Raw genomic sequence first — 23,958 nt, 5'->3', positions numbered from 1 at the left:
CCATCGAAAATTCGTATAGCTAATGGGACCTAACTGGAAAAGTGCATTACTGGGCATAACGCTCAGTCTTGCAGCAAGTAATACCAACGTGTTTGCACAAAAACTACCCTCAGGCCCTCAGGTCCTCACTTTTTTCTCCGACGCCGACGATACCGAGCAGCCCTACGGCCTCTACCTTCCGGAGAATTTCGACGAAAACAAAACATACCCGCTTGTGATCATGCTCCACGGGGCCGGCTCCAATCACCGGCTTGCATTGCGCAGGGTGTTTGGTAAAAGCAACGCGGAAGGGGAAACCGACGTGGAAGCCACCCGGTACTTCCCGAAATGGGAGAATGTTGGCTACATCGTGGCGTCACCTTACGCGCGTGGAACGGCCGGTTACCAAGGCATTCCGGAGCAGGACGTTTATGATGTGTTGGCCGATGTCAAAAAACGCTTTAAAATTGATGAGGACCGGACATTCCTGACAGGACTGTCAATGGGCGGGGGAGGTACACTTTGGATAGGCCTCACGCGGCCGGACATATGGGCGGCTATTGCACCCGTGTGCCCTGCGCCGCCGGCGGGTACGTTCGATCTCGCGCCTAATGCGACAAACTTTCCCGTTCATTTTTTTCACGGAGATGCCGATCCGGTCGTACCGGTAGCCTGGACCCAAAAATGGGTGAGCCATTTACAGGAACTGGGAGCGGAAGTTAGTTACAAGGAGTTTGTGGATGTGAAGCACGACAGCTGGGTGAACGCTTACGACAATGAATACATTTTCCAATGGTTCGATGATTACAAACGGAATCCGCATCCCGACCGCGTGCGCTTCGTAACCAAGCAGTATGAATACGATAAGGCATTCTGGGTACAGTTCAACAGGTTTGCTTACGGTAAGCTTGCAGAAATTGATGCGAAGTTTATCAAAGAGAATGCATTGGAGATCACGACTAAAAACCTCGAAAAGTTTACGCTTAACCTAAAAGGTCATCCCAAATTCAAGCCAGGTGTTGCTTTGGCACTCAAAATCGACGGCTCTACTGTGAATGCGAAAACGGATAGCCTGCTGACATTATTCAGGGAGCCTGCCGGCAAATGGAATGTCGAGGCAGCTACTATTATGTCTGTCTATACCGGCAAGCAAAAGGGTGCGGAAGGCCCGATTTATGCGGCATTTTCATCGCGTCACGTGTATGTGTATGGCACTGCCGATAACCCTTCGCCCGAGGAGCTCAAAAAGCGCGTCGACATTGCTACCCAAGCAGCAAGCTGGTCGCAATACCGGGGCGAATTTTTGGGGCGGGTGATGTTCTTCCCGCGGGTGCTGGCGGACAAGGAGGTGCGACCGAGCGACATTGAAAGTTCCAACCTTATATTATTTGGTACAAAGGAAACCAATGCACTGATCGCGAAGCATGCCGCTCAGCTTCCGTTACATTTGAAGAAAGGCGATTCTGCACACGGGCTATTCTATGTTGTTCCGGTCGAAGGACGTTATGTGGCTGTCAGTTCGGGCTTGCCCTGGTGGGCGGGAATGAAAGACGAAGGTTTCCCATTCGTGCCGGTCATGCATCGCAAGCTATCAGAATTCAAAGACGTTATTTTCTTCAAAGATTCATCCGGCAATCTCCTGATCGATAGTTACTTCACTCAGGACTGGAAGTTGGATGCGGATACCAAACGCAAGCTTTCGGCGTCTGGCGCCGTTGATATTACCCCGTAGTTTATTTATTACTTTTTTGCATACAAACCCATGGATTACAACGAAAAGATTTCCCGGAAATCGTTCCTTAAAGCCAGCGCATTTGCCCTGGCTGTGCCCATGTTCTCGAAACTGAACCTGGATGTTAAAGCTCCCTCACCGATCGGTTTGCAACTGTACACGCTTCGCAATGAAATATCCAAAGACCTGCTGGGCACGCTGAAAAAGGTGGCGGCGATCGGTTATAAGGAGGTTGAATTGTTTGGATATTCCGATGGTAAATTCTTTGGGAAAACACCTAAGGAATTCAAGAAGATCCTGGGTGATCTTGGCTTAAACCCGGTAAGTGGCCATTATGGCGCCGGTGTGGAGAATAAAACGGCGAAAGGTACATTGAGCAACGGCTGGCAAAAGGCGGTTGACGACGCGGCGGAAATAGGGCAGAAGTATGTGAACTGCGCGTACCTGACCGAGTCGGAGCGCAAGACGATTGATCAGTATAAGAAGTATGTCGATCTGTTCAATAAATCAGGGGAAGTGGCTAAGAAAGCAGGTTTGCAGTTTGGCTACCACAACCACGATTTCGAATTCAAGAAAGTAGACGGACAGATTCCTTACGATCTTATTGCCGGTAAAACCGATCCTAAGCTCGTGAAACTGGAACTGGATTTGTACTGGGTAGCCAAAGCTGGCCTTGATCCTGTTGCGTTGTTCAAGAAATACCCGGGCCGTTTCCCATTGTGGCACGTGAAGGATATGGACAAAAAAGACGGCACGTTCGCAGAAGTGGGAACGGGTTCTATCGATTTCAAGAAGATCTTCGATAACCGCAAACTCGCAGGGATGACACATTTCTTTGTTGAGCAGGACGTGGCGAAAGTACCGCCGATACAGGCTATCGAAACAAGCTACAAGAATGTGGTGAAGATGAAAGTCTAGCATAAAAAAAGACCCGGCCGCATAGCAGCCGGGTCTTCCAAATTATGCAGATAAAAATTTCAGTTTACTAACTGTAATTTAAGCTCGTTCAAACGGCTGCGCAGTGAAGCGTCGATTTGGCGGTCGCCAACTGTCAACACATATCCGCCAATGAGTGCATTGTCCACTTTCTCGGCAAGCTGTACCGTTTTTCCGGTTGCGTTAGCAACAATATCGGTGAATTGTTTACGAAGTTCATCGGTAAGCGGGGTTGGGGTTACCACCGTCGCTTTTTCGATTCCCATGTGAACGTTATAGGCATTAATGAATTCTACCGCGATTTCATCGAGGATAGCTTCCCGGTTCTTCTTAGTGATAATATCGAATATCGCGAATGAAACGGGGTTTACACGTTCTTTGAAGAGGCTGTTCAAAATGCCTGATTTTTTCTCGTGACGTACCACCGGGCTTTTCAATGCAAGCATCAGGCCGCGATTTTTGTCTGCCGTATCTTTGAACAACAGCATATCCTGATAAACCGCTTCCAGAACGTTCTGTTCTTTCGCCAGCTCGATCAGCGATTTTGCATATCTGGAAGCTACAATACTTACTGACATCGGATTTGAATTTAGAATGCTGATTAGTTAAGACGCGCAGATGAAGCAAGATCAGCGATCAGTTTTTCCTGCGCTGACTTGTCAGCCAATTCACGGTGCAATACTTTCTCAGCGATTTCCAATGAAAGCGTAGCAACTTCTTTCCTGATTTTACTTACCGCCACAGCTTGTTCGTTACGGATGGTTTCGCGTGCGCTTTCGATCATTTTTTGTCCTTCGATCGCCGCTTTCTCTTTTGACTCTGCGATGTTTCTGTCGGCAGCGTCTTTTGCATCGCGAAGGATCTGGTCGCGGATTGCGTTGGCTTCTGCGATCAGTTTTTCGTTGTCAGACTTCAATTGTGCCATTTCAGCACGGGTTTTTTCTGCAAGGTCCAAAGCACCCTGAATTTCGTTTTCACGATCTTTAAGGCCTTTCAGGATAGGTTTCCAGGCAAATTTGGCCAGGATGAAAACTACCAGCAAAAATACTACAAGCATCCAGAAAATAAGGCCTGGGTTTGGAGTAAGCAATGACATAGTTAAATGAGTTTTTGAGTGTAAGAATGATCTTAATCGGCTCTCTTCTTATTAAAATTTCGTGGAAGCCTAATGCTCCCACGAGAATGTTTTTACGCCGCATCCGGGCCTAGCGCGCCGGGGCAACGAGTCCCTTTCGGAAGCTATTAAAGCTTGAAAGAGATAAGCAGACAGATAACCGCTGCGAAAAGCGCTACCGCTTCAATAAGGGCCGCGATGATCAGCATGGCAGTTTGGATTGCACCAGCAGCTTCTGGTTGACGGGCGATACCTTCAACAGCGCTACCACCGATTTTACCAATACCAAGACCTGCACCGATAGCAGCAAGACCTGCGCCGATAGCAGCACCGAAAACTGCAAGACCTGCACCACCTTGTTCAGCAGCTTGAAGCAAAATTTGAAGCAACATAATTGTGTTTGTTTTAAAATATAATTAATAAAAAAGAGATTCAGAATCAATGTCCGTGATCGGCGTGGCTATGCTCTTCAATAGCGCTTCCGATGTACATGGACGACAATAGTGTGAAGATGAACGCCTGGATGAAAGCTACCATGATCTCGATAAAGTTCAGGAACAATGCGAACAGGGAGATTACAGGGGCGATCACGATGCTTTGGAAAATAAAGATCAGACCGAAAAGGCTCAACAGGATGATGTGACCTGCGGTAATGTTGGCGAACAACCGGACCATCAGGGAGAATGGCTTCATGAACACACCCACGATTTCAACAGGGATCATGATCAGCAACAACGGTACAGGAACACCGGTCGGTTTCACAAGGTGTTTATAGTAGTTGCCGTTTGCATTCAGGTGAACCACGATGAAGGTCAATACCGCCAATGTCATGGTTACCGCGATATTACCGGTAAGGTTAGCCGATCCCGGAAGGAGACCCATGATGTTGTTGATCAAAATAAAGAAGAACAACGTCAGAAGGTAAGGCAGGTACTTTTCGTATTTCGGTCCTACGTTTGGTTTCACAACCTCGTCGCGGATGAAAAGGATGATCACCTCCATGGCCGAGTTGAAGCCTTTTGGCGCTTTGCCTTTGCTGTTTTTGTACCAGCTTGCAATGCTTGTAAAAACGAGGATCAATATCAGGGCGCTCAGAAGCATCGAAGCTACGTTCTTGGTGATTGAGAAGTCGTAGACTTTACGTGATTCGTCAACCGGCACGATCTGCTCCGAATCACCGTGTACCAGGTGATAGCCGTTGTATTCGTGATGCTCGTTGTGGAACTTGGAAGACATGAAAACCTCGATGCCACGGTCTTCCGAGTAAAGAATAACGGGCAGCGGAATGGCTACACCGTGTGAGAACTCCCATTCGTGGGAATCGGCGATGTGGTGCATGATCATATCACCGATATTGAACTTCGCTTCGTGCTCTTCAAGCTTATGTTCAATTTTATGCTCTTCCTCGTTCACCGCCTGGGCGACCTTTCCTGCCTCGTGCTGGGTAGGTTCGTCGGCCCGGGCCGGGAGGTTAAAAACGCATGTTGCCGCTATAAGGGCGATAGTAAAAAACCGTCTCAGATGGGTATACATAAATGCTTGAAATACTATGCTTTGTCAATCGCGGCGCAAGTTACGATACAAACCATATATTTCAAAGCATGTATAAAATAAATAGAGTGCAAAAAAGTTGATAACGAATAGGAATGAATCAGTTAGCCCCCTATACAAAAACAGGGCAATGAAAATGATGCTAAGAATGATCCTTGCAACAATGCTGGAAATGTAAAATGTGACAAATTTCTCACGCTTGTTCCGCATTCCGAACTCCATCAGCCGATGGACCAGAAAAGCGAGCCCGAAAAAGAATACGAGAATGTACCATATATAAGGATGCAGGAAAGAATCCGCGTGAAATCTTTGAGCAAGGAAAAATACAATTCCGAGCAAAATGGTTGCGATCAGGGTACGTAGCATGCCGGGGCGCCGGAGGCAGAGGTTATTGCTTGGTAAAACTTCTTATTAAAAGGTACAGGGAGGCGGCAATCGAAACCAGCGAGAGCACGAGCGTCCATATCGGGACCTTATTCTGCTGCCACTCATCGAGCTTGTAGCCACCATAAGTGAATGCCAGGATAGTGCCCAGCATCTGCATCGCCATCCCTGAGTATTTCAGGAAACGCGTTGACTGGCCTTTGTCCACGGGCTTTCTCGGATCTCCCATAATTCAGCTGTTCCCCGTTTCGATTGTAAGCAATGGTAGAATATCGGGGTAAAATTGCTTCAAATTTTGCAAATGGCATTATCTTCGATACGCATTTATTGAAATTACCGTTTTAGGTTTGCAAACCTGGCACTTAGACGAACATCCCATAAAGTCAATTTCGTGATCGACCGTTTTACCTTCTATATCCGACGCATATTACCGCTACTTGTCATGATCATCGTCGTGGCTGCCTGTTCGCAGTACAGTTCACGGCCCGCAGCGATCACTTTTCACAATGTCGCGGCGCGTTATAATGCCTATTTCATGGCCGAGCAGGATATGGCGGATGCGGAGTTCGAGATGAGAAAGGCTTACAAAGAAAACTATAACCAGCTGCTTCCCATACTGCTTCCGATGGATTCTATCCTTGCGCAGTCGGTGAAACCTAAATTGGAGGATGCGATCAAAAAGGCTTCGATCGTGGCAGAAAAGCACCAGAATAGCAAGTGGATCGACAATAGCTACATTCTTTTGGGTAAATCCCGGTTATACCTGGGGCAATGGGCCGACGGCCTGGAAGCGCTGCGTTACGTATATGCCAACGGGCGTGACGATGACGACAAGAATAACGCGCTGATCCTGCTTATGCGCGCTTACATTGAGCACAAGGACTATTCCAACGCATTGGGGGTGGCCGAATACCTCAGCCAACAACCGTTGAATAAAGCCTCGCAGCGTGATTTTTATCTTACCAAGGCATATCTTCATCAGCAAAACGGCGAGTACCTTACTTCGGTAGCCATCCTGGAAGAGACATTTCCGCTTCTGAAAAAATCCATCGAAACTGCCCGGATCCATTTCGCGGCCGCGCAGATGTACGACCGGCTCGGGCAATATGCGTTAGCCAACAGGCATTATAAAAGCGTAAACAAGAATAAGCCCGATTACGACCTCGGCTTTTATTCAAGCATGAATTCGTTGCAAAATGAGGTGGTACTTAACCCGGAGCGAGACCTTACCAACGTGGGTTTCGACAGAATGCTTCGCGACCGTAAAAATGACGACCTGAAAGACCACGTATACTTCACGATGGGGCTGCTTGCCGAGCATAAAAAACAGATCCCCGAAGCGGTAAGCTATTTGCAACAGGCGGCTGCGGCTTCCAAAGGCAACATGCAGCGGAAAGCCTATACTTACCTGCAATTGGCGCGTATCGAATACGAATCGCTTGAGAACTTCGAAATGTCGAAAGCTTATTATGACAGCGCATTGGCCATTCTCCCGCAGGAGGCGCCCGAGTACCGCCTCGTAGCCGACAGAAAACGCGCGCTCGACAATTTTGTCACACAATACACAATCGTTTCAACGGAGGATAGCCTGCAAAGACTGGCCAAAATGAATCCGGCGGCATTGGACAACAAGATCGACGCGATCATCGAAGCAAGGGAGAAAAAGCGCCTGGAAGAGGAAGAGAAGGCGAGAAAAGCGCAAATTGCGGCACAAAATGCGAGTTTGCAGCAAGGTGGAGGAAATCCACTGGTCACTGGCGGAGAACGTCGCTGGGAATTGTATGATCCGGCACTGATCAGCAAAGGTAAAATCGATTTTAAAAGGACCTGGGGTAACCGGCCGTTGGAAGACGACTGGCGGCGGAGTAGTCGCCCTCTGCGATCGCTTACCGGCAACAATGGGGCCGGTGGTACCGATAGTACCGGCGTTGCGCAGGCCCAGCAGGAGAATACCAGCTTGAAAAAGGGCACGGGAGAATGGGATCAGGTCCACGCTTTGCTCAAAAAGGATGTCCCACTGTCCGATACGGCATTTGCAGCGTCTGAAAAGAAGAAAGAAGACGCGCTTTACAATCTGGGCAAGATTTACCGCTTCGACCTTAAAGAATCCAATCGCGCGATCGCGGCATTCGAACGCGTGCTGTCTGAATATCCCAAAACACAATACAAAGACGAGATTTATTACCTGCTTTTCCTGAGTAACGAGGAAAATACCGCTCAGAAAGAATCCTGGAAATCAAAGCTGCTGAGCGAATACCCGACGTCTACTTATGCGCGCCTGGTCAATAAATCCACCGATACCGGCGGTACATCCGGGAATGCTACAAAGGAATATGAAGCTACCTATAAGCTCTATGCGGATGGCAATTATACCAAAGCGCTGGAAGACATAGAGAAAAACCTGCCTTCCTACAAAGGCAGCTCCATGGAAGATAAGTTCGCATTGTTACGTGTTTTTCTGATCGGCAAGGTGAGGGGTAAGGAAGCTTACGGCCAGGCCATTACCGAGTTTATGCGGCTCTATCCCACCAGTATTTACCTTCCGCGTCTGAAAGAAATGCAGGAATTCAATTCCCTGTCCATGGGTAAAAGATAATAGGCTGAAATTGTATATTTGCCTTTTCCAGTAACCTATCACCCCACATCTATGATTGAATTGCAACCCGGAAAGTATCGGCGTACCATTGTCCGTCTCTGGCGGTTTGTTGGCTTGGGACTGGGTCTGATCATATTCTATATTGTCGCTGTTAGCTTTAACTTTTTGTGGTTGTTCGGCGGCATGCCGGACCTGAAAACGCTCGAAAACCCGAAGAGCGAACTGGCATCGGAGCTGATCAGCGAAGATGGCAAGTCGCTGGGGAAATACTTTTTCGAGAACAGGACGCCTATCGACATCGCGCAGATTTCCCCTAATCTGATCGACGCGCTCATAGCTACCGAGGATGCCCGTTTTGTAAATCACTCAGGTATCGATCCGCGAAGCCTTGCCCGTGTTTTTAAAGGTGTTGTTTCCGGAAGTTCGAGCTCCGGCGGCGGAAGCACGCTTACACAGCAGGTTGCTAAAAACCTGTTCAATACCCGGTCCGAAGAATATGAAGGGTTGTTGGGTAAGATCCCGATGGTGCGCATCGTGATCGCGAAAACCAAGGAATGGGTGCTGGCAGTGGTTTTGGAAAGGAAATATACCAAGCAGGAGATCATGCAGATGTACCTGAATACGGTTTCCTTTGGAAATAACACTTATGGTATCAAAGTCGCTTCCAAAACTTATTTCGACAAAGAGCCATGGGACCTCAACGTAACCGAAGCCGCATTGCTGGTAGGTATGCTCCAAAATCCGACGCTATTTAACCCGCTGCGCTTTCCTACCAATGCATTGAACCGCCGGAACACCGTTCTCGCTCAGATGTATAAATATGACTACATTCCCGAGGAAGACTTTAACAGGTATAAGGAGAAATCGCTGGGCCTGAATTTCACGGTCGACAGCCATAATACCGGTCTCGCACCCTATTTCCGCGAGTCGATGCGGGGATATCTCAAAAGCTGGGTGAAGCTCTATAACGAAGAGCACGATACCGATCTCGATCTTTATACAAGCGGCCTGCGGATTTATACAACCATCGACTCGCGGATGCAGCGCTACCAGGAGGACGCATTGACCGAGCACATGAAAACGCAGCAGAAACTGTTCGATGAGCACTGGAAAGGCCGTAATCCGTGGACATTCGATAATGGGAAGGAAATACCGGGGTTCATCAGGACGGCCGCAAAACGCTCTCCACATTTTCTTTCTCTCAAAAGAGACCTGGGTGAGGAAGCCGCCTGGAAGATCATGAAGAAACCTTATAAAATGAAGGTTTTTACCTGGAATGGCGAAAAAGAAGTGACCATGAGCCCGCTGGACTCCATTGCTTATTACAAACGCTTCCTGCGTGCGGGCATGATGTCCATGGACCCGCGTAACGGGCACGTGAAGGCATGGGTAGGAGGTATTAATTTCAAATATTTCAAATACGACCACGTAAAACAGGGATCGAGGCAGCCGGGTTCTACTTTCAAACCCTTCGTGTATGTCTCGGCATTGGACAAAAATTTCCTGACCCCTTGCGATCACGTGACCGATCAGCCCGTTTACTTCGGCCCTTCCGACGGCGTGCCCGGAGGGTGGTCACCGCACAACTCTAATAACAAGTACTCCTACCAATCGCTGTCTTTAAGGCAGGCATTGGGTAAATCTGTCAATACGGTAAGCGCTTACCTGATGAAAATGGTGCGCCCGAAAGCGGTGGTGGAATATGCGCACAAGCTGGGTATTACTTCCAAATTGCAGGAGGTGCCTTCCCTCTGTCTGGGTATCAGCGATGTGTCGGTGTATGAAATGGTGGGTGCCTATTGCGCATTTGCGAACGGCGGCCACCGTACGGAGCCGATGACGATTCTGCGCATTGAAGATCGCTACGGCAATGTATTGCAGGAGTTTTTCCAGAAACAGAACCAGGAGATCAGCGAAAATATGGCCTACAATATGCTGTACCTGATGCGTGGAGCAGTAGAAGATCCAGGCGGAACAGCGGGCCGCCTGCGGCAATACGGCGTGACCGAAGGTAACGAGATCGCCGCCAAAACAGGCACCACTTCGAACTACTCCGATGGCTGGTTCATGGGCATGACCCAAAACCTCGTGTCGGGGATCTGGGTAGGTGGCGAAGACCGCTCTATTCACTTCCGCACCATTGCATACGGACAAGGCGGACGCATTGCTATGCCAGCCTGGGGCTTGTTTATGCAGAAAGTATATGCGGACCCGACGCTGGTTCAATACCGCAAAGGGCCATTCAACAAGCCGGAAAACTACGTCCGCGAATGCGGTGGCGTAGCAACCGATAGTACCGATACCTACATCCCGCCGTCACGATCCGACGACGAGGGCGTTTTATTCTGACCTTATTAATCCTTTGCCCGTGAATATCCTCGTTGCCCCTGACAAGTTTCGCGGTTCGCTGGAAGCTGCGGAAGTATGCGATGCCATTGCAAGTGGCGTCAGGAAGGCATACCCCGATGCAAAAGTGACGTCGATCCCTTTGGCCGACGGTGGGGAGGGTACCTCGAAAATATTAACGAGGCAAGCGAATGGCTCGGAGGTAACGATAGCCGTCATGGATCCGCTAAACCGGCCTATCAAAGCTACCTATGGCCTTTCGGAGGACCATCAGGTTGCATTCATTGAAATGGCTGCCGCTTCGGGGCTGGGCCTTTTGACCGTCGAGGAGCGCAATCCGCTTCTCACAAGCACATTTGGTACCGGGCAGCTTATCGCTGACGCATTGGAAAGGGGTGTTAAAAAGATCATCCTCGGGATCGGCGGAAGCGCTACAACGGACGGAGGCATCGGAATGGCGGAGGCACTGGGCTATTCTTTCAAAGATCATGAGGGAAATACACTTTTCCCAAACGGGCAATCGCTCGAAAAAATAAGTTTCATCGACGTTCGTAATGTCGATTCAAGGCTCACACCAGCCACCATTATTGTAGCCTGCGACGTAACTAACCCACTTTACGGACGAGACGGTGCAGCTTTTATTTACGGTCCGCAGAAAGGTGCAGACCCTGAAATGGTTGCCCGCCTCGATGCAGGGCTTGAAAACCTTGCGTTGGTAGCCACGCGGGCATTAGGCCGGGGTGTAAGCCTGGTTCCGGGTGCGGGTGCGGCAGGTGGGTTGGGCGCAGGTTGCATGTGGTTCCTGGATGCGGTGCTCAAAGACGGTATCAGTATCGTGATGGAGCAATGTAACATCGCTTCGTTGGTATCAAATGCAGACCTGGTGATCACAGGAGAGGGGAAAGTGGATGAGCAAACACTCGCCGGCAAGGTTGTGAAAGGGCTTGCAGGGCTTTGCAAAAGCCACCATGTGCCGCTGGCGGTCGTTTGCGGTTCTTTGCAGATCACGCCTGAGCAGGCCAGGGCAGCGGGCATGACCTACGCCGTTTCCGTTTTGAATCGGCCTATGGACCTGAATACTGCCCAGCGCGAGGCTTATAGCCTGGTCAGCGACGCAACTTTTCAATTGATGCGGTTGTTTTTTTTCAACAGGGGCGCAGCTTAGTCCTAAATTACAATCAATGTCTGAATTCAATTATAAAGAAGAACTCGTCAAAATTCCTCTCGATCCCGGTGTGTACCGGTACTTCGACGAAACGGGCGAGGTGATATATGTAGGAAAAGCAAAAAGCCTGCGCAACCGGGTTTCGAGCTATTTTTTGAAAAATAACCAGCACGACCGTAAAACCAGACGGCTCGTGAGCCAGATCCGGCGGATCGAGTACACCATCGTTTTGAGCGAATGGGACGCATTGCTGCTCGAAAACCAGCTGATTAAACAGTTGCAGCCCAAATTCAATATCCTGCTCAAAGACGATAAGACCTACCCGTTTATCTGCATTACCGACGAGCCATTCCCGCGCGTGTTCCCGACCCGGAATATGGATCGAACCAAAGGCACTTTTTACGGCCCGTTCGCCAACCTGCGTTCGATGCACACCCTGCTGGATATGTTCAAGGCATTGTACCAGATCCGCTCATGCCAGTTGCCGCTGACAAAGTCGAATATCGAAGCCAAAAAATTCAAGGTTTGCCTAGAATACCACATAGGCAACTGCAAGGGGCCGTGTGAAGGCTTGCAAGGGGAAGATGAATACAATGCGGAGATCGAACAGGTACATAATATATTGAAAGGTAACCTGTCATCGCCTCAGCAGTATTTCAAGGAAAAAATGCTGCAAGCGGCCGAGCAGATGGCATTCGAGAAGGCCCATTCCTGGAAAACCAAGATCGAGCATTTGTCGAACTTCCAGAGCAAGGCTACGGTCATCAACCCGCGCATTGGTAATATCGATGTGTTGACGATCGTTTCCGACGAGGAAGCCGCCTACCTGAATTTTATGAAAATAAAAGAAGGTTATATGGTAGCCACGCAGACGCTGGAAGTGAAGAAGAAGCTCGATGAAAGCGATATGGAAATCCTCGCGATGATGATCGTCGAGATGCGTACTACCTATGGTTCGGAGGCCAAAGAGCTGATTTCAAACCTGAAACCGGACCTGGATATGCGGCTCGAAGTGACCGTTCCACAAATAGGCGACAAAAAGAAGCTGCTGGATATGTCCATGAAAAATGTGATGTATTTCAGAAGGGAAAAGGCCGAGCGTCGCGAGGTGGAAGCATCTGCCACTTCTTCCAAAAAGGACCGCGTGCTGATCCGCCTCAAATCCGATTTGCAGATCAAGACCTTGCCACGCCATATAGAATGCTTTGATAACTCGAACATCCAGGGTACCAATCCGGTCGCTTCGATGGTTTGTTTCAAAGATGGGAAGCCGTCAAAAAAGGATTACAGGCATTTCAACATCAAAACGGTGGTGGGCCCGAACGACTTTGCGTCGATGAACGAGATCGTGGGCCGTCGGTATCTGCGACTGATCGCCGAGGAACAACCGCTGCCCGACCTGATCGTTATTGACGGGGGCAAGGGACAGCTCGGCGCGGCGTGTGATGCGCTGAAAAGCCTTGGTATTTATGGGCAGGTACCAATCATCGGCATTGCCAAAAGACTGGAAGAAATCTATTTTCCCGAAGATCCGCTGCCATTATATATCGACAAAAAATCTGAATCACTGAAACTGATCCAGCAGATCCGCGACGAAGCGCACCGGTTTGCCATCACGTTCCACCGCGACAAACGCAGTAAGGCGAGCCTGGTAAGCGAATTGGAAGGCGTTGTGGGTGTGGGCAAAGTGACTGCTACCAAGCTGCTCAAACATTTCGGTTCGGTACGCGCCATTCGTGAAAGTCCCCTCGAAACGCTGACGGATCTCATAGGTCTTGATCGCGCCAAAAAGGTGCGGGCCTATTTCGATGCAATGGCAGACAATTAAAGGCCGATGTTTTTCCCGACAATATAACCGGTCGTCCAGGCATTTTGGAAATTGAACCCGCCGGTAATGCCGTCGACATCAATTACTTCTCCCGAGAAGAAAAGTCCTGGAACCGAGCGGCTTTGCAGTGTTTCGGGATCGATATCGGATAATGCAATGCCACCGCAGGTCACGAATTCTTCTTTGAAAGTGGTCTTTCCTTTTACTTCATACTGGCTGTTGGTCAGTAGCTCGGTCATCCGGTTCAGAACTTTATGGCTTGCATCGCCCCAGCGCAATGTGTCTGGAATTTCTGCTTTTTCGGTAAATGCTTTCCAAAGCCGCGACGGTAACCCGAGCCGGGCGTGGGAGGCGATTTGCTGTTTGGGCGTGTTGGTTTTCTCGGCAAGCATAAAATCACGCACTTCCTGTTCCTTCATTTCCGGCAGCCAGTTGATCCGGCAGGTGAAATGGTAGTCATTTTCTGCAAGGTCGCGCGCGCCCCAGGCCGAGAGTTTCAGTACGGCCGGCCCGCTGAAACCCCAGTGCGTGATCAGCAGTGGACCCCGCCATTCATGTTTGGTCCCCATTATTTTGACCAATGCATCTTTGACGGAAACACCCGCCAACGGCAGTAAATAGTTATCCGGCGTATTGAAAGTAAATAATGAAGGAAGCGGCGGTACGATCCCGTGCCGATGTTCTTCCAACCATTCAAAACTTTCCGCCCTGGGATAGCCGCCCGTCGCAATCAGGAGCCGATCGGTCGGAATCGCTTCGCCATTGGCGATCTCTAAATTGAATGTATCACCGGTTTTCTCAAAAGAAGCTACGCTGACACTCGTTCTGATTTCTATACCCAGGTTTCTGGCCGTCTTAACGAGGCATTCGATAATGGTATGAGATGAATCAGATACAGGAAACATACGGCCGTCGGCTTCGGTTTTCAGTTTAACGCCTCTTTTTTCAAACCATTCTACGGTCGAGTCGGCGTCGAAATGCGTTAGAAGCTTGCGGAGCAGTTTTTCGCCTCTGGGATAATTTTTGACAAAATTTCGCAACTCGTGGGGCCTGTGGGTAACGTTACACCTTCCTCCGCCGGAAATGCGGACCTTGTTAAGGACCGTCCTGCTCTTTTCAAGAATGGTAATATGCGCGTCCGGAAACGTCTCCGCAGCAGTTATCGCCGCCATAAAACCCGAAGCGCCGCCGCCCACAATGGTAATTGTCATAATGTCTGATTTGTCCTACAAAAATGACATGCATCTTTTAAAAACTGCAATTTCTTTTTCTATCTTTCAAAATAGCTTCAAAAATTCTAACTAAAACCATCTAAAACTATACATGCAAAAGGTACTTGTGATAGGATTGGGAAAAGTAGGCTCGCTCGTCGCGACTTTGCTGAGTAAACGTTTCCGCGTAACAGGGGCCGACAAAGCCCAGCCTGCGGTTGAACTGCCGTTTGAAGTAGTTACCGGTGATGTCAACGAAGGTGCATTTCTGGATAAAATACTGGCTGGTTTTGACGCGGTTGTATCCTGTATGCCCTACAATCTGAATCTGCCCATCGCGCAACGCGCACACAAGGCAGGGATCCATTATTTTGACCTTACCGAAGACGTCCCTACCACTTCCGCCATACGCGAGATGGCGAAAGACAGCAGGAGTGTGCTGGCACCGCAATGCGGCCTTGCGCCGGGTTTTATCGGTATTGTGGGCATGGATCTGGCCAAACGTTTTACCAAAATCAGGGATATCGAACTGCGTGTGGGCGCATTGCCGCGCTATCCCAACGGCCAGATGGGTTACTCTTTCACCTGGTCGCCGGCAGGTGTGGTGAACGAATACCTGAATGATGCGGAAGTGATCCATAACGGTGTCCGCAAAATGGTACCGTCGCTCGAAGGGATTGAAATGATCAATATAGAAGGTCAGGAGTTTGAGGCATTCAGTACTTCCGGCGGCCTTGCCACCATGTGCGAGACGCTCGAAGGAAAGGTGGATACATTGAATTACAAAACCATACGCTACCCCGGGCATTGCAGCCTGATGCGTTTCGTGCTTTATGAGCTTTGCCTGAAAGACAAACGCGCATTGGTGGAAGAAATCCTGACGGAAGCCAAGCCGCCCGTGCAGCAGGACGTCGTGTATGTGTATGCAGTAGTAGAAGGCTGGAAAGGCAGTCACCTGGAAAGAGAAGAATTTTATCAAGCCTATCATCCTATTCAGATCGATGGCCAGCATTGGCGTGCCATATCATGGACGACAGCAGCCTCGATTGCGTCGGTAGTGGAAATGGTAGCCGATGGTGTATTGCCTGGAACCGGGTTTATCCGGCAGGAAGACATTGCGCTGGATGACTTTTTCAAGACAATGAATGGGCAGTTTTTTAAGAATGTAGGCTGATTATGAAAGGGATCGATGTAATTCTTGGAAAGTTGGGTATTGGTGATATTAATCACGGTGTAACTACCGGCTTATCGAGCTGGGAAGGCGGCGGTGCATTGCTGGAATCGTTTTCGCCGGTAGACGGTCGTAGAATCGGCGCCGTAACGCAAAGTGGGCGTGCCGATTATGACCGCGCGGTCGAGACCGCTTCGCTGGCATTCAAAACCTGGAGAAGTATTCCCGCACCCAAACGTGGGGAAGTGGTGCGGCAAATGGGGGTAAAGTTGCGCGAATTCAAGGAGGAGCTTGGTACGCTCGTCAGTTATGAAATGGGTAAGAGTTTACAGGAGGGGCTGGGGGAGGTCCAGGAAATGATCGATATCTGCGACTTCGCGACTGGCCTCTCGCGTCAGCTATATGGCCTCACCATGCATAGCGAGCGCCCGCAGCACCGCATGTACGAGCAGTGGCATCCGCTGGGTGTGGTGGGTATTATTTCTGCATTTAATTTCCCCGTGGCAGTATGGTCGTGGAATGCGATGATCGCGTGGGTATGCGGGAACGTGTGCGTGTGGAAGCCTTCCGAGAAAACGCCTTTGACTGCCATCGCATGCCAGAATATCATTCGTGAAGTGTTGAAGGAGAATGAAGTGCCGGAAGGCGTGTCGTGCATTGTTTCCGGTGGACGCGATGTAGGCGAATGGCTCGCACAGGACCGGCGCATCGCGTTGGTATCGGCTACCGGCAGCATTCCGATGGGCCGCTCGGTAGGAGAGGCCGTAGCCGCGAGACTGGGAAAAAGCCTGCTTGAACTGGGCGGTAACAATGCGATTATCGTAACGCCGACCGCGGATTTGAAAGTAGCAATTCCGGCGATCGTTTTCGGGGCAGTAGGCACAGCCGGTCAGCGTTGTACATCTACCCGCCGCCTGATCGTGCATGAGTCCATATTTGAAGAAGTAAAAAGCCGTTTGGTAAAAGCATACGGACAGTTGAAAATAGGCAACCCGCTGGATCCGGCTAACCACGTCGGTCCGCTCATCGACCGACAGGCGGTGGCGCAATACCAAAATGCGGCAGAACAGATCAGGCATGCAGGAGGTACGTTCGTAGTGAACCCCGGCGTGCCCGAGGGTGACCAATATGCATCCGGCTGCTACGTCTCGCCCTGCATTGCCGAGGTAGAGAACCATTGGGCCATCGTTCAGCATGAAACATTTGCTCCCGTCCTGTACCTGATTCGTTACGGCGACGCCGATGAAGCCATAGCGTTGCAAAACGACGTGCCGCAGGGACTTTCGTCGGCCATTTTTACAACCGACTTACGGGATGCCGAGCGTTTCCTTTCCTACGTAGGCTCCGATTGCGGCATTGCCAATGTGAATATCGGGACTTCGGGCGCGGAGATCGGTGGGGCGTTTGGTGGTGAAAAGGAGACCGGAGGAGGCCGGGAATCGGGCTCGGATGCCTGGAAAGCCTACATGCGCCGACAAACGAATACCATCAATTATGGTACCGCACTGCCGCTGGCGCAGGGAATAAAGTTTGAGATTGAGTAATTAAAATTTCTAACTTTGTACAAGTCGGTAGCACATTATACTTTCAGATTTACTTTTCAGAATGAAATATCAGCTTACATCGGAACAAATCTCGTCCAAAGTTGCGGGGGAAACAGTGATCCTTAACCATAGCAAGGGCGCATATTACGGTCTGGATGAAGTTGGGGTTCTGATTTGGGATACTTTGGAAAAAGGGCCACAGACAATCGAATCGTTATGTGAAGTGGTAACCAGTGAATATGACGTCGATCCCGACACCTGTAAAAGCGATGTCGACGGATTATTGAAGGATTTGATTTCCGAGAGACTGGTTGAAATAATCAAATAGATTTTGGGCAAAATCGGTAAGCTGATAGGGAAATGGCGGAGCTTGTCCGGACCGGAGAGAAGGATTTTCCTGCGGGCCGTATGGTGTTTGCTGTGGATCAAAGCCGGGCTCGTTTTATTGCCGTTTTCAATGTTCAGGAAATGGTACCACCGGCTTAGTCGCCCCAGCCGTATGCAGGAAGCAGGCCGGGAAACAATGGACCGGACAGTCTGGGCGGTGGATACAGCCGCGAATTTGCTGCCGTTTGAGCTTTTGTGCCTCCCACGTGCGCTTGCTACCAAATACCTCCTCCGTAACTCACCTGCATTAACCCTGGAAATAGGAATAGAGATCAACCCTGCCAAGCAGTTTGAGGCGCATGCCTGGGTGGAGCAGAACGGTAATATCATCATAGGGCGCTGGCCTGATACCGTTTCGTACAAACGGCTCTGGGTCTGGGAATGATTTAATTCGAACTTACACACATGCACCATTACACAGCCTTCGGGCTTCATATCCATTCAGAGATTTCCCTGCCCGAGCTGTCCGAAGGCGATCCGCATTTGGCAGTAGATGTTTGCATTCGGAAAGGCACTGTCGTGCTCCCGATCATGCGCCCGACAACGATTTACCGGCGTGGGATTAATGCATTTTTCGGGCAGGACGATCAGGCATTGTATCTGGATTGGGCCGGCGTAGCTTCTTTCAGGGCTTCCGGAGGTAGTGAACTGGTGATCTCTCCGACAGCAACGGATGGTAATATCATCAGCCTTTTTACCGTTAGCGAGGCATTAGGCCTTGTTTTGTTTCAAAAAGGATACTTTCTTCTTCATGCTAGCTCTATCGCGATTGGAGAAGAGGCCTGGTGCTTCATGGGTATGCCCGGCGCCGGGAAATCAAGCACGGCAGCGGCGTTTATCAAAGCGGGTTGCAGGTTATTAAGTGACGATCTTACCGCGATTAAATTTGACCAATCAGGAAAGCCGGTTATTATTCCTGCCTATCCGCAGCTCAAAATATGGGAAAAAACAGTCGCCGGGCTGCATTACGATACCTCCGACCTCGAACCGGTCAGTGAGGGCGTCAATAAGTTCTCCTACCAGCCTCGCGGGCACTTTTCGGAGAAGGCTGTGCCATTAAAAAAGGTGTTTTTTCTGCACAAAGCGCGAAATAAGCCGGCGGTTCAAAACGTGGGCATAGCCGAAGTGCCGGGTGAAATGCTTCGTAATTTTCCGCTGCCGACAAAGCTTCTGAACGAAGATTATCTGAAAAGTCACTTTTTCCAAAGCCTCCAATGCGCCAAATCGGCCGAATTGTTTCGCAAGAGACGACCCGAAGGTTTCGATAATCTGGAAAAATGGGTAGAGGAGAGCGTCCGTGGACAATTAATCGCTGGATAAAATGCAGCGCACGAAAATCTCCCCCGAACTGGCATATCTGATCGAAGCGGCTGTGTCGCCTTCGGGAAATCGGCCGTTTGAAATTGGGCATAACCCATTTGATCCGGCAAAATTTGCGGCGCTCGCCAAATGGCATCAAGTCAGGCCTTTGGCGTTTGAGTATGTTCAGGAGCAAGGACTTGCACTTCCCGAAAATGTGCTCAAAATGCTCCGGGATTTCACGCTGGGGCAGGCGGTGACGAACATGGCGTTTCTGGGGATCTGTGTTAGGCTGTACAATCGTTTGGTTGAGAACCAGGTGCGTGTTTTCCCGATGAAGGGGGCTTTATGGGCCTGGATGCTTTATGACAAACCCATTTTGCGCGAGTTTGGAGATATCGATTACTTTGTTGGTAAGGAGGATGTTTCCCAAAGCCTTGATATTCTTCTGGGGGAAGGTTTCGCTGCCGATAGTTACCGCTTCTATTTGCTGAAACATAAGGCGGTCGCCGACGACTACCTGGATACCGATTACCAGCTTCCGCTCACACCCCTGCGCGAGCACGCATTGCAGTCGTTGGAAATACAATGGAACTGTACTTACCCGCGCTACTGCTATAATTTTACCTGGAATGAGCTGGCCGGCGACCTTGTTGAATTTAATATGATGGGTAAACCCGTACTTGTTCCGGGAATGGAGATTCAGCTGATCATGATGGTGATCCATCACGGCGGCGTGGAGCAGTGGGATAAGTTGAAATATATGGCAGACCTGGTGCGACTGCTCGACAAGTCGGCCGGTTCGATGGATTGGGAATTTATTAACCGGGTTACCAGGGCAAAGGGTTTCAATAAATTGTTGCTGGAATCGCTTGGTGCGGCGGGCTACCTCAGCGGCCGGGATTATCTCGCGTATGCGGGCGCAGGCAGGAGCTATCCTTCCCAGCGTTTTTGGAAGGATATGCTAAACCACTGGGAAAATGAGCGGCCTTCTTTAAAAACAAAAACCTGGCGTATTTTTCTTTACAATATAAAATACCGCGACAAATGGTCGGATAAACTTTCCCTTGTCGCGGCACACCTGGGATATCTAACCCATTGGAAGCTTTTGTGGCATAAGATCAGTTGGTACAGAAGCGGGCCGTCAGGTGAGGCTGACCGTGATCGTGCCGTCAATGCTGTGTCCGGGCGCGAGGATGTTTAAGCCTTCTCCGGTATTGAATGCATCCACATTAGCCGTAAGCGCCTCAATCGCGACACAATCACGCGCCGGCGGGGTGTATACAACGAGGTAGTTAAACTTCCCTTCGCCGGTTTCCTGCTGAATGCGCAGGACAACATCCTGGTTCTTCGAGATCAGCTCGGTAACAGTTTGCTTGCCGGTGGCTTCTACAATAAAGCAATTATCGAATTCCTTCCGATGCAGCAATGCAGGCATCGCCATGTCGAACGGCTCGGTACCGATCGGGATCAGGTTTTCATTGAAGGTAACCAGGCGTTTTGATGGGATATTGATCTTCCAGGCTTCTACATCCTCATTACCGAGCATCCAGTAAGGGTGCCAACCAAACATGGCGGGGCAGGGTGATTGTCCATTGTTTTTAGCCTCGTATTTCAACTCGAAACGCCCGTCAGAATGCAATGTGTAGCGAACCGAGAAATGAACCTGGAACGGATAGCCCTCGGCGTGATCGATCGTGTACGATAGCTGAATGGAAGCATTATCCTCCTGAATCACCTGTTCGTCGAGATGAAAATGGTTTTTACGCACCAGACCGTGAATGGCGTTCAAACCACCATCCTCGTTTTTGTGCAGTTGATATTCTTTGCCTAAAAACTTGTATTTACCATCAGGAATGCGGCTTGCGAACGGAAACAGTAATTCGCTTGCACTTTTCGTGTCAGCTACAAGCGCCGACGGGGTAGGCGGGGTTTTCAGGACGGAAAAGAGTGTCAGGCCCTTTCGGAGGGAAAGCTGGCGGACGATTCCGCCTAATTCCGGAATGACTACACAGCGGTTTTCAGTAGTTGTGTCATGTATCACATACTCGGTAAGGTCTCCGAATTGCTGTTTGAAGATTTCAAAGGGCATATGCTTTGATGGTTTAGGGCCAAAAGATTTTACTATATGCTGTAAAAATAATAGCCGGACACGTTGAATTGTCCGGCTATCAGATTTTTATTCATTTAAAAGGCCTATTCAGTATCGGCGCTTTTTTCGGCTTCCGCCATTTCTTCTTCTTTGCGCTCTTTTTCGAGTGTATGCTTCACGACTTCTTCGTGGATCGCAGCTTCTTCGTTGGAGCGACGGTTGATGTAAGCCTGATAGCTCGTTTCCTTTTCGTAAGGACGTTTTCCGATCAGTTTTTCAAGATCCGCCTGGAACAGGATTTCCTTTTCGAGAAGTTCTTTCGCCAACACTTCCAATGCATCCCGTTTTTCCGCCAACAGTTTTTTGACAAACTGGTAAGCCTGATCAACCAGCTTTCGTACTTCTTCGTCGATTGCCTGAGAAGTCGATTCGGAATACGGTTTGGTGAATGCGTAGTCGGATTGCTTCGAATCGTAGAAAGAAATGTTACCGATGCGCTCGTTCATACCGTACATGGTTACCATGCTGTAAGCCACTTTGGTTACCCTTTCGAGGTCGCTCAATGCGCCGGTAGAGATTTTTCCAAATACCACATCTTCCGCAGCACGACCGCCCAATGTCATACACATTTCATCAAAAAGCTGCTCTGTACGGTACAGATACTGCTCACGCGGAAGATATTGTGCATAACCTAATGCCGCCACACCACGGGGTACGATCGACACTTTCACCAATGGATCGGCATGTTCGAGGAACCATCCCGCTACTGCGTGACCCGCTTCGTGATATGCTACGATCTGCTTTTCTTCGGGTGAGATCAGCTTGTTTTTCTTTTCCAAACCACCAATTACGCGGTCCATTGCATCCTGGAAGTCCTGCATCGTCACTTCATCGCGGTTACGACGGGCGGCGATCAGCGCAGCCTCGTTACAAACGTTGGCGATTTCAGCACCCGCAAAGCCCGGAGTCTGGGATGAAAGTTTCTGAATATTGACGTCGGTAGCCAGTTTCAATGGCTTCAAATGCACTTTAAAAATCGCCTCGCGACCGATCACATCGGGTTTGTCAACCGAAATCTGACGGTCGAAACGTCCCGGACGAAGCAAAGCAGGGTCGAGAACATCCGGGCGGTTGGTTGCAGCTACGATAATGATACCGGAGTCGGTTGCGAAACCGTCCATTTCCACAAGCAGGGAGTTCAATGTATTTTCACGTTCGTCATTTGAACCTGGCATTGCGCCGCGGCCACGTGAACGTCCTACTGCATCAATTTCATCAATAAAGATGATACAAGGAGCCTTTTCTTTGGCTTGCTTAAACAAGTCACGCACACGCGCCGCACCTACACCCACGAACATCTCCACGAAATCGGAACCTGAAAGTGAGAAGAATGGTACGCCTGCTTCTCCGGCAACCGCCTTAGCGAGCAAGGTTTTACCTGTTCCCGGAGGGCCTACGAGCAATGCACCTTTCGGAATTTTCGCACCGAGTTTCTTGAATTTGTCAGGGCTTTGCAGGTATTCTACAATTTCCTTGATTTCTTCTTTCGCTTCGTCGAGGCCGGCAACGTCGTTAAATGTAATCTTAACCTTGTTTTCAGCATCAAAAAGCGTTGCACGGGAGCGGCCGATATTGAAGATCTGGCCGCCTGGTCCTACACCGCCCGACATTCTGCCGAGGATGAAGTACATCACCAGGATCATTACAATGAAAAAGCCCCAGGTCCCCAGGAAGCTGGTCCAGTCGTTGCGTGTATCTACTACAAAAGGAACTTTGTCGTCATCAGGCACACCTTCCTGCATTTTATCGAAGTCCTTTTTGAAGGTCTCAGCCGATGTTACCTGGAATTGATAATGGGAAGCACTTTCCCCACCAAAATAGTTATTTTCCTTGGCAACAACCCTGTATTTGTCGAGTTTAAGGGCCTCTGGTTTAAGTGTAACCTCTACTGACTTGTCATTCACAATCGTAACACGCTCCACTTCCTTATCCGCCATCATCTTTTCAAAACGTTTTTGAGTCGTTTCGCGGATTGTCGATGTTCTGTTCAGGTACGTGATTCCGAGTATAGTAGCAATCAGAGCGGCTATAATCCAACCTTGATATCCCTTCTGAGGACTTTTAGGGTTGAGTGGCCCCCTTTTGTTATCGTTTTCAGACATTCGTTCGTTTTAATTAAGAGGAAATATAATAAACAACAATCCCGGCGGGGCTAATGTTCACCCGGCGGGCCTTTATACCATGGAGTCTTCCAGGTATGTTACCTCTGCATCTCCCCAAAGTTCTTCCAGATCGTAGTGTTTGCGGCGTTCTTTGTTGAAAATATGTGCGACCACGTCGACATAGTCAATCAAAATCCATTCCCCATTCGCCTTTCCTTCTTTTTGCCAGGGCTCTGTTTTGGATATTTTATAAACTTCTTCTTCGATAGAATTGGCCAATGCATCTATCTGAGTGTCGGAATTCCCCGAGCAAATCACGAAAAAGTCGGTTATTGAATTTTTTACTTTTCTGAGGTCTAATATGGCAATGTCCAAACCCTTCTTTTCTGTCATGCCCTTCACCACCAGTTCGGTGAGATCTTTTGAGGATAGTTCTTTATTTTTGCGTTCTTTCATGCGTG

At 49.5% G+C, this 23,958-nt stretch carries 22 protein-coding genes; 13 read left to right on the top strand and 9 right to left on the bottom strand.

Going from position 1 to position 23,958, the window contains the following annotated elements; all coding sequences use genetic code 11:
• The first annotated feature begins 22 nt into the window (after positions 1–22).
• Both AAHB90_RS21705 and AAHB90_RS21700 read left to right on the top strand, forming a co-directional pair.
• Positions 23–1,711, top strand: coding sequence for a carboxylesterase family protein (locus AAHB90_RS21705; protein ID WP_342087303.1), 1,689 nt, complete (start codon positions 23–25; stop codon positions 1,709–1,711).
• 30 nt (positions 1,712–1,741) lie between these two features.
• The gene (locus AAHB90_RS21700; RefSeq protein WP_342087302.1) at positions 1,742–2,629 is read left to right on the top strand and encodes a sugar phosphate isomerase/epimerase family protein; all 888 of its coding nucleotides are present in this window, start codon (positions 1,742–1,744) and stop codon (positions 2,627–2,629) included.
• A gap of 59 nt (positions 2,630–2,688) precedes the next feature.
• Here the strand turns inward: AAHB90_RS21700 and atpH are convergent, their stop codons facing one another.
• The 4 genes from atpH to atpB all read right to left on the bottom strand — a co-directional run bounded on the left by atpH (position 2,689) and on the right by atpB (position 5,294).
• A complete protein-coding gene (gene atpH, locus AAHB90_RS21695; protein ID WP_342087301.1) occupies positions 2,689–3,225 on the bottom strand; it encodes an ATP synthase F1 subunit delta in 537 nt (178 codons plus the stop codon).
• A 23-nt stretch (positions 3,226–3,248) separates the two neighbouring features.
• The gene (atpF, locus tag AAHB90_RS21690) at positions 3,249–3,743 is read right to left on the bottom strand and encodes a F0F1 ATP synthase subunit B (protein WP_342087300.1); all 495 of its coding nucleotides are present in this window, start codon (positions 3,741–3,743) and stop codon (positions 3,249–3,251) included.
• Positions 3,744–3,889: 146 nt separating this feature from the next.
• Positions 3,890–4,153, bottom strand: a complete 264-nt coding sequence (gene atpE / locus AAHB90_RS21685; protein WP_019942415.1) for an ATP synthase F0 subunit C — start codon at positions 4,151–4,153, stop codon at positions 3,890–3,892.
• A gap of 46 nt (positions 4,154–4,199) precedes the next feature.
• Entirely contained in the window at positions 4,200–5,294 is a 1,095-nt protein-coding gene (atpB, locus tag AAHB90_RS21680) for a F0F1 ATP synthase subunit A (RefSeq protein WP_342087299.1), read from the bottom strand.
• 246 nt (positions 5,295–5,540) lie between these two features.
• Here atpB and AAHB90_RS21675 point away from each other — a divergent pair, with 246 nt between their 5' ends.
• Positions 5,541–5,675, top strand: a complete 135-nt coding sequence (locus AAHB90_RS21675; protein WP_342087298.1) for a hypothetical protein — start codon at positions 5,541–5,543, stop codon at positions 5,673–5,675.
• A gap of 25 nt (positions 5,676–5,700) precedes the next feature.
• On the opposite strand, the gene AAHB90_RS21670 is transcribed toward AAHB90_RS21675, so the two are convergent.
• A complete protein-coding gene (locus AAHB90_RS21670; protein WP_342087297.1) occupies positions 5,701–5,925 on the bottom strand; it encodes an AtpZ/AtpI family protein in 225 nt (74 codons plus the stop codon).
• A gap of 162 nt (positions 5,926–6,087) precedes the next feature.
• On the opposite strand from AAHB90_RS21670, the gene porW reads away from it, so the two are divergent.
• The 4 genes from porW to uvrC are packed head-to-tail and all read left to right on the top strand — an operon-like array spanning position 6,088 to position 13,631.
• Complete coding sequence (gene porW / locus AAHB90_RS21665) at positions 6,088–8,292, top strand: type IX secretion system periplasmic lipoprotein PorW/SprE (protein WP_342087296.1); 2,205 nt, start codon at positions 6,088–6,090, stop codon at positions 8,290–8,292.
• A 51-nt stretch (positions 8,293–8,343) separates the two neighbouring features.
• Positions 8,344–10,641 (top strand): transglycosylase domain-containing protein, encoded by a 2,298-nt coding sequence (locus AAHB90_RS21660; protein ID WP_342087295.1) that lies wholly within the window; start codon positions 8,344–8,346, stop codon positions 10,639–10,641.
• Between the two features lie 19 nt (positions 10,642–10,660).
• On the top strand, positions 10,661–11,803 hold the full coding sequence (locus tag AAHB90_RS21655; RefSeq protein ID WP_342087293.1) for a glycerate kinase: 1,143 nt from the start codon (positions 10,661–10,663) through the stop codon (positions 11,801–11,803).
• Positions 11,804–11,819: 16 nt separating this feature from the next.
• Positions 11,820–13,631, top strand: coding sequence for an excinuclease ABC subunit UvrC (gene uvrC, locus AAHB90_RS21650; protein WP_342087292.1), 1,812 nt, complete (start codon positions 11,820–11,822; stop codon positions 13,629–13,631).
• Here uvrC and AAHB90_RS21645 read toward each other — a convergent pair.
• Positions 13,628–14,842, bottom strand: coding sequence for an NAD(P)/FAD-dependent oxidoreductase (locus tag AAHB90_RS21645; protein ID WP_342087291.1), 1,215 nt, complete (start codon positions 14,840–14,842; stop codon positions 13,628–13,630). The two genes, uvrC and AAHB90_RS21645, sit on opposite strands and share 4 nt — an antisense overlap.
• A 112-nt stretch (positions 14,843–14,954) precedes the next feature.
• Here AAHB90_RS21645 and AAHB90_RS21640 point away from each other — a divergent pair, with 112 nt between their 5' ends.
• The 6 genes from AAHB90_RS21640 to AAHB90_RS21615 all read left to right on the top strand — a co-directional run bounded on the left by AAHB90_RS21640 (position 14,955) and on the right by AAHB90_RS21615 (position 20,447).
• Positions 14,955–16,016 (top strand): saccharopine dehydrogenase family protein, encoded by a 1,062-nt coding sequence (locus tag AAHB90_RS21640; RefSeq protein WP_342087290.1) that lies wholly within the window; start codon positions 14,955–14,957, stop codon positions 16,014–16,016.
• 2 nt (positions 16,017–16,018) lie between these two features.
• The gene (gene amaB / locus AAHB90_RS21635) at positions 16,019–17,557 is read left to right on the top strand and encodes an L-piperidine-6-carboxylate dehydrogenase (RefSeq protein WP_342087289.1); all 1,539 of its coding nucleotides are present in this window, start codon (positions 16,019–16,021) and stop codon (positions 17,555–17,557) included.
• Between the two features lie 61 nt (positions 17,558–17,618).
• Positions 17,619–17,885, top strand: a complete 267-nt coding sequence (locus AAHB90_RS21630; RefSeq protein ID WP_342087288.1) for a PqqD family protein — start codon at positions 17,619–17,621, stop codon at positions 17,883–17,885.
• A gap of 3 nt (positions 17,886–17,888) precedes the next feature.
• Positions 17,889–18,329 (top strand): lasso peptide biosynthesis B2 protein, encoded by a 441-nt coding sequence (locus AAHB90_RS21625; protein ID WP_342087287.1) that lies wholly within the window; start codon positions 17,889–17,891, stop codon positions 18,327–18,329.
• 20 nt (positions 18,330–18,349) lie between these two features.
• The gene (locus AAHB90_RS21620) at positions 18,350–19,264 is read left to right on the top strand and encodes a serine kinase (RefSeq protein ID WP_342087286.1); all 915 of its coding nucleotides are present in this window, start codon (positions 18,350–18,352) and stop codon (positions 19,262–19,264) included.
• A 1-nt stretch (position 19,265) separates the two neighbouring features.
• Positions 19,266–20,447 carry a nucleotidyltransferase domain-containing protein gene (locus AAHB90_RS21615; protein WP_342087285.1) on the top strand — a complete coding sequence of 394 codons (1,182 nt, stop codon included), beginning with the start codon at positions 19,266–19,268 and terminating at the stop codon, positions 20,445–20,447.
• On the opposite strand, the gene AAHB90_RS21610 is transcribed toward AAHB90_RS21615, so the two are convergent.
• The 3 genes from AAHB90_RS21610 to rsfS all read right to left on the bottom strand — a co-directional run bounded on the left by AAHB90_RS21610 (position 20,388) and on the right by rsfS (position 23,953).
• Positions 20,388–21,335, bottom strand: a complete 948-nt coding sequence (locus tag AAHB90_RS21610; RefSeq protein ID WP_342087284.1) for an aldose 1-epimerase — start codon at positions 21,333–21,335, stop codon at positions 20,388–20,390. The genes AAHB90_RS21615 and AAHB90_RS21610 overlap by 60 nt on opposite strands.
• Positions 21,336–21,439: 104 nt before the next feature.
• Complete coding sequence (gene ftsH / locus AAHB90_RS21605; protein WP_342087283.1) at positions 21,440–23,497, bottom strand: ATP-dependent zinc metalloprotease FtsH; 2,058 nt, start codon at positions 23,495–23,497, stop codon at positions 21,440–21,442.
• Positions 23,498–23,569: 72 nt separating this feature from the next.
• On the bottom strand, positions 23,570–23,953 hold the full coding sequence (gene rsfS, locus AAHB90_RS21600) for a ribosome silencing factor (protein WP_342087282.1): 384 nt from the start codon (positions 23,951–23,953) through the stop codon (positions 23,570–23,572).
• Between the last annotated feature and the right edge of the window lie 5 nt (positions 23,954–23,958).

Source organism: Dyadobacter sp. OTU695, assembly GCF_038440355.1.
Lineage (GTDB): Bacteria > Bacteroidota > Bacteroidia > Cytophagales > Spirosomataceae > Dyadobacter.
This window is presented reverse-complemented; position numbering and strand designations above follow the sequence as displayed.

Coding starts and splice junctions, on each gene's coding strand:
- AAHB90_RS21705 (WP_342087303.1), top strand. CDS start 23: ATGGGACCTAACTGGAAAAGTGCATTACTGGGCATAACGCTCAGTCTT.
- AAHB90_RS21700 (WP_342087302.1), top strand. CDS start 1,742: ATGGATTACAACGAAAAGATTTCCCGGAAATCGTTCCTTAAAGCCAGC.
- atpH (WP_342087301.1), bottom strand. CDS start 3,225: ATGTCAGTAAGTATTGTAGCTTCCAGATATGCAAAATCGCTGATCGAG.
- atpF (WP_342087300.1), bottom strand. CDS start 3,743: ATGTCATTGCTTACTCCAAACCCAGGCCTTATTTTCTGGATGCTTGTA.
- atpE (WP_019942415.1), bottom strand. CDS start 4,153: ATGTTGCTTCAAATTTTGCTTCAAGCTGCTGAACAAGGTGGTGCAGGT.
- atpB (WP_342087299.1), bottom strand. CDS start 5,294: ATGTATACCCATCTGAGACGGTTTTTTACTATCGCCCTTATAGCGGCA.
- AAHB90_RS21675 (WP_342087298.1), top strand. CDS start 5,541: ATGGACCAGAAAAGCGAGCCCGAAAAAGAATACGAGAATGTACCATAT.
- AAHB90_RS21670 (WP_342087297.1), bottom strand. CDS start 5,925: ATGGGAGATCCGAGAAAGCCCGTGGACAAAGGCCAGTCAACGCGTTTC.
- AAHB90_RS21660 (WP_342087295.1), top strand. CDS start 8,344: ATGATTGAATTGCAACCCGGAAAGTATCGGCGTACCATTGTCCGTCTC.
- uvrC (WP_342087292.1), top strand. CDS start 11,820: ATGTCTGAATTCAATTATAAAGAAGAACTCGTCAAAATTCCTCTCGAT.
- AAHB90_RS21645 (WP_342087291.1), bottom strand. CDS start 14,842: ATGACAATTACCATTGTGGGCGGCGGCGCTTCGGGTTTTATGGCGGCG.
- AAHB90_RS21640 (WP_342087290.1), top strand. CDS start 14,955: ATGCAAAAGGTACTTGTGATAGGATTGGGAAAAGTAGGCTCGCTCGTC.
- amaB (WP_342087289.1), top strand. CDS start 16,019: ATGAAAGGGATCGATGTAATTCTTGGAAAGTTGGGTATTGGTGATATT.
- AAHB90_RS21630 (WP_342087288.1), top strand. CDS start 17,619: ATGAAATATCAGCTTACATCGGAACAAATCTCGTCCAAAGTTGCGGGG.
- AAHB90_RS21620 (WP_342087286.1), top strand. CDS start 18,350: ATGCACCATTACACAGCCTTCGGGCTTCATATCCATTCAGAGATTTCC.
- AAHB90_RS21615 (WP_342087285.1), top strand. CDS start 19,266: ATGCAGCGCACGAAAATCTCCCCCGAACTGGCATATCTGATCGAAGCG.
- AAHB90_RS21610 (WP_342087284.1), bottom strand. CDS start 21,335: ATGCCCTTTGAAATCTTCAAACAGCAATTCGGAGACCTTACCGAGTAT.
- ftsH (WP_342087283.1), bottom strand. CDS start 23,497: ATGTCTGAAAACGATAACAAAAGGGGGCCACTCAACCCTAAAAGTCCT.
- rsfS (WP_342087282.1), bottom strand. CDS start 23,953: ATGAAAGAACGCAAAAATAAAGAACTATCCTCAAAAGATCTCACCGAA.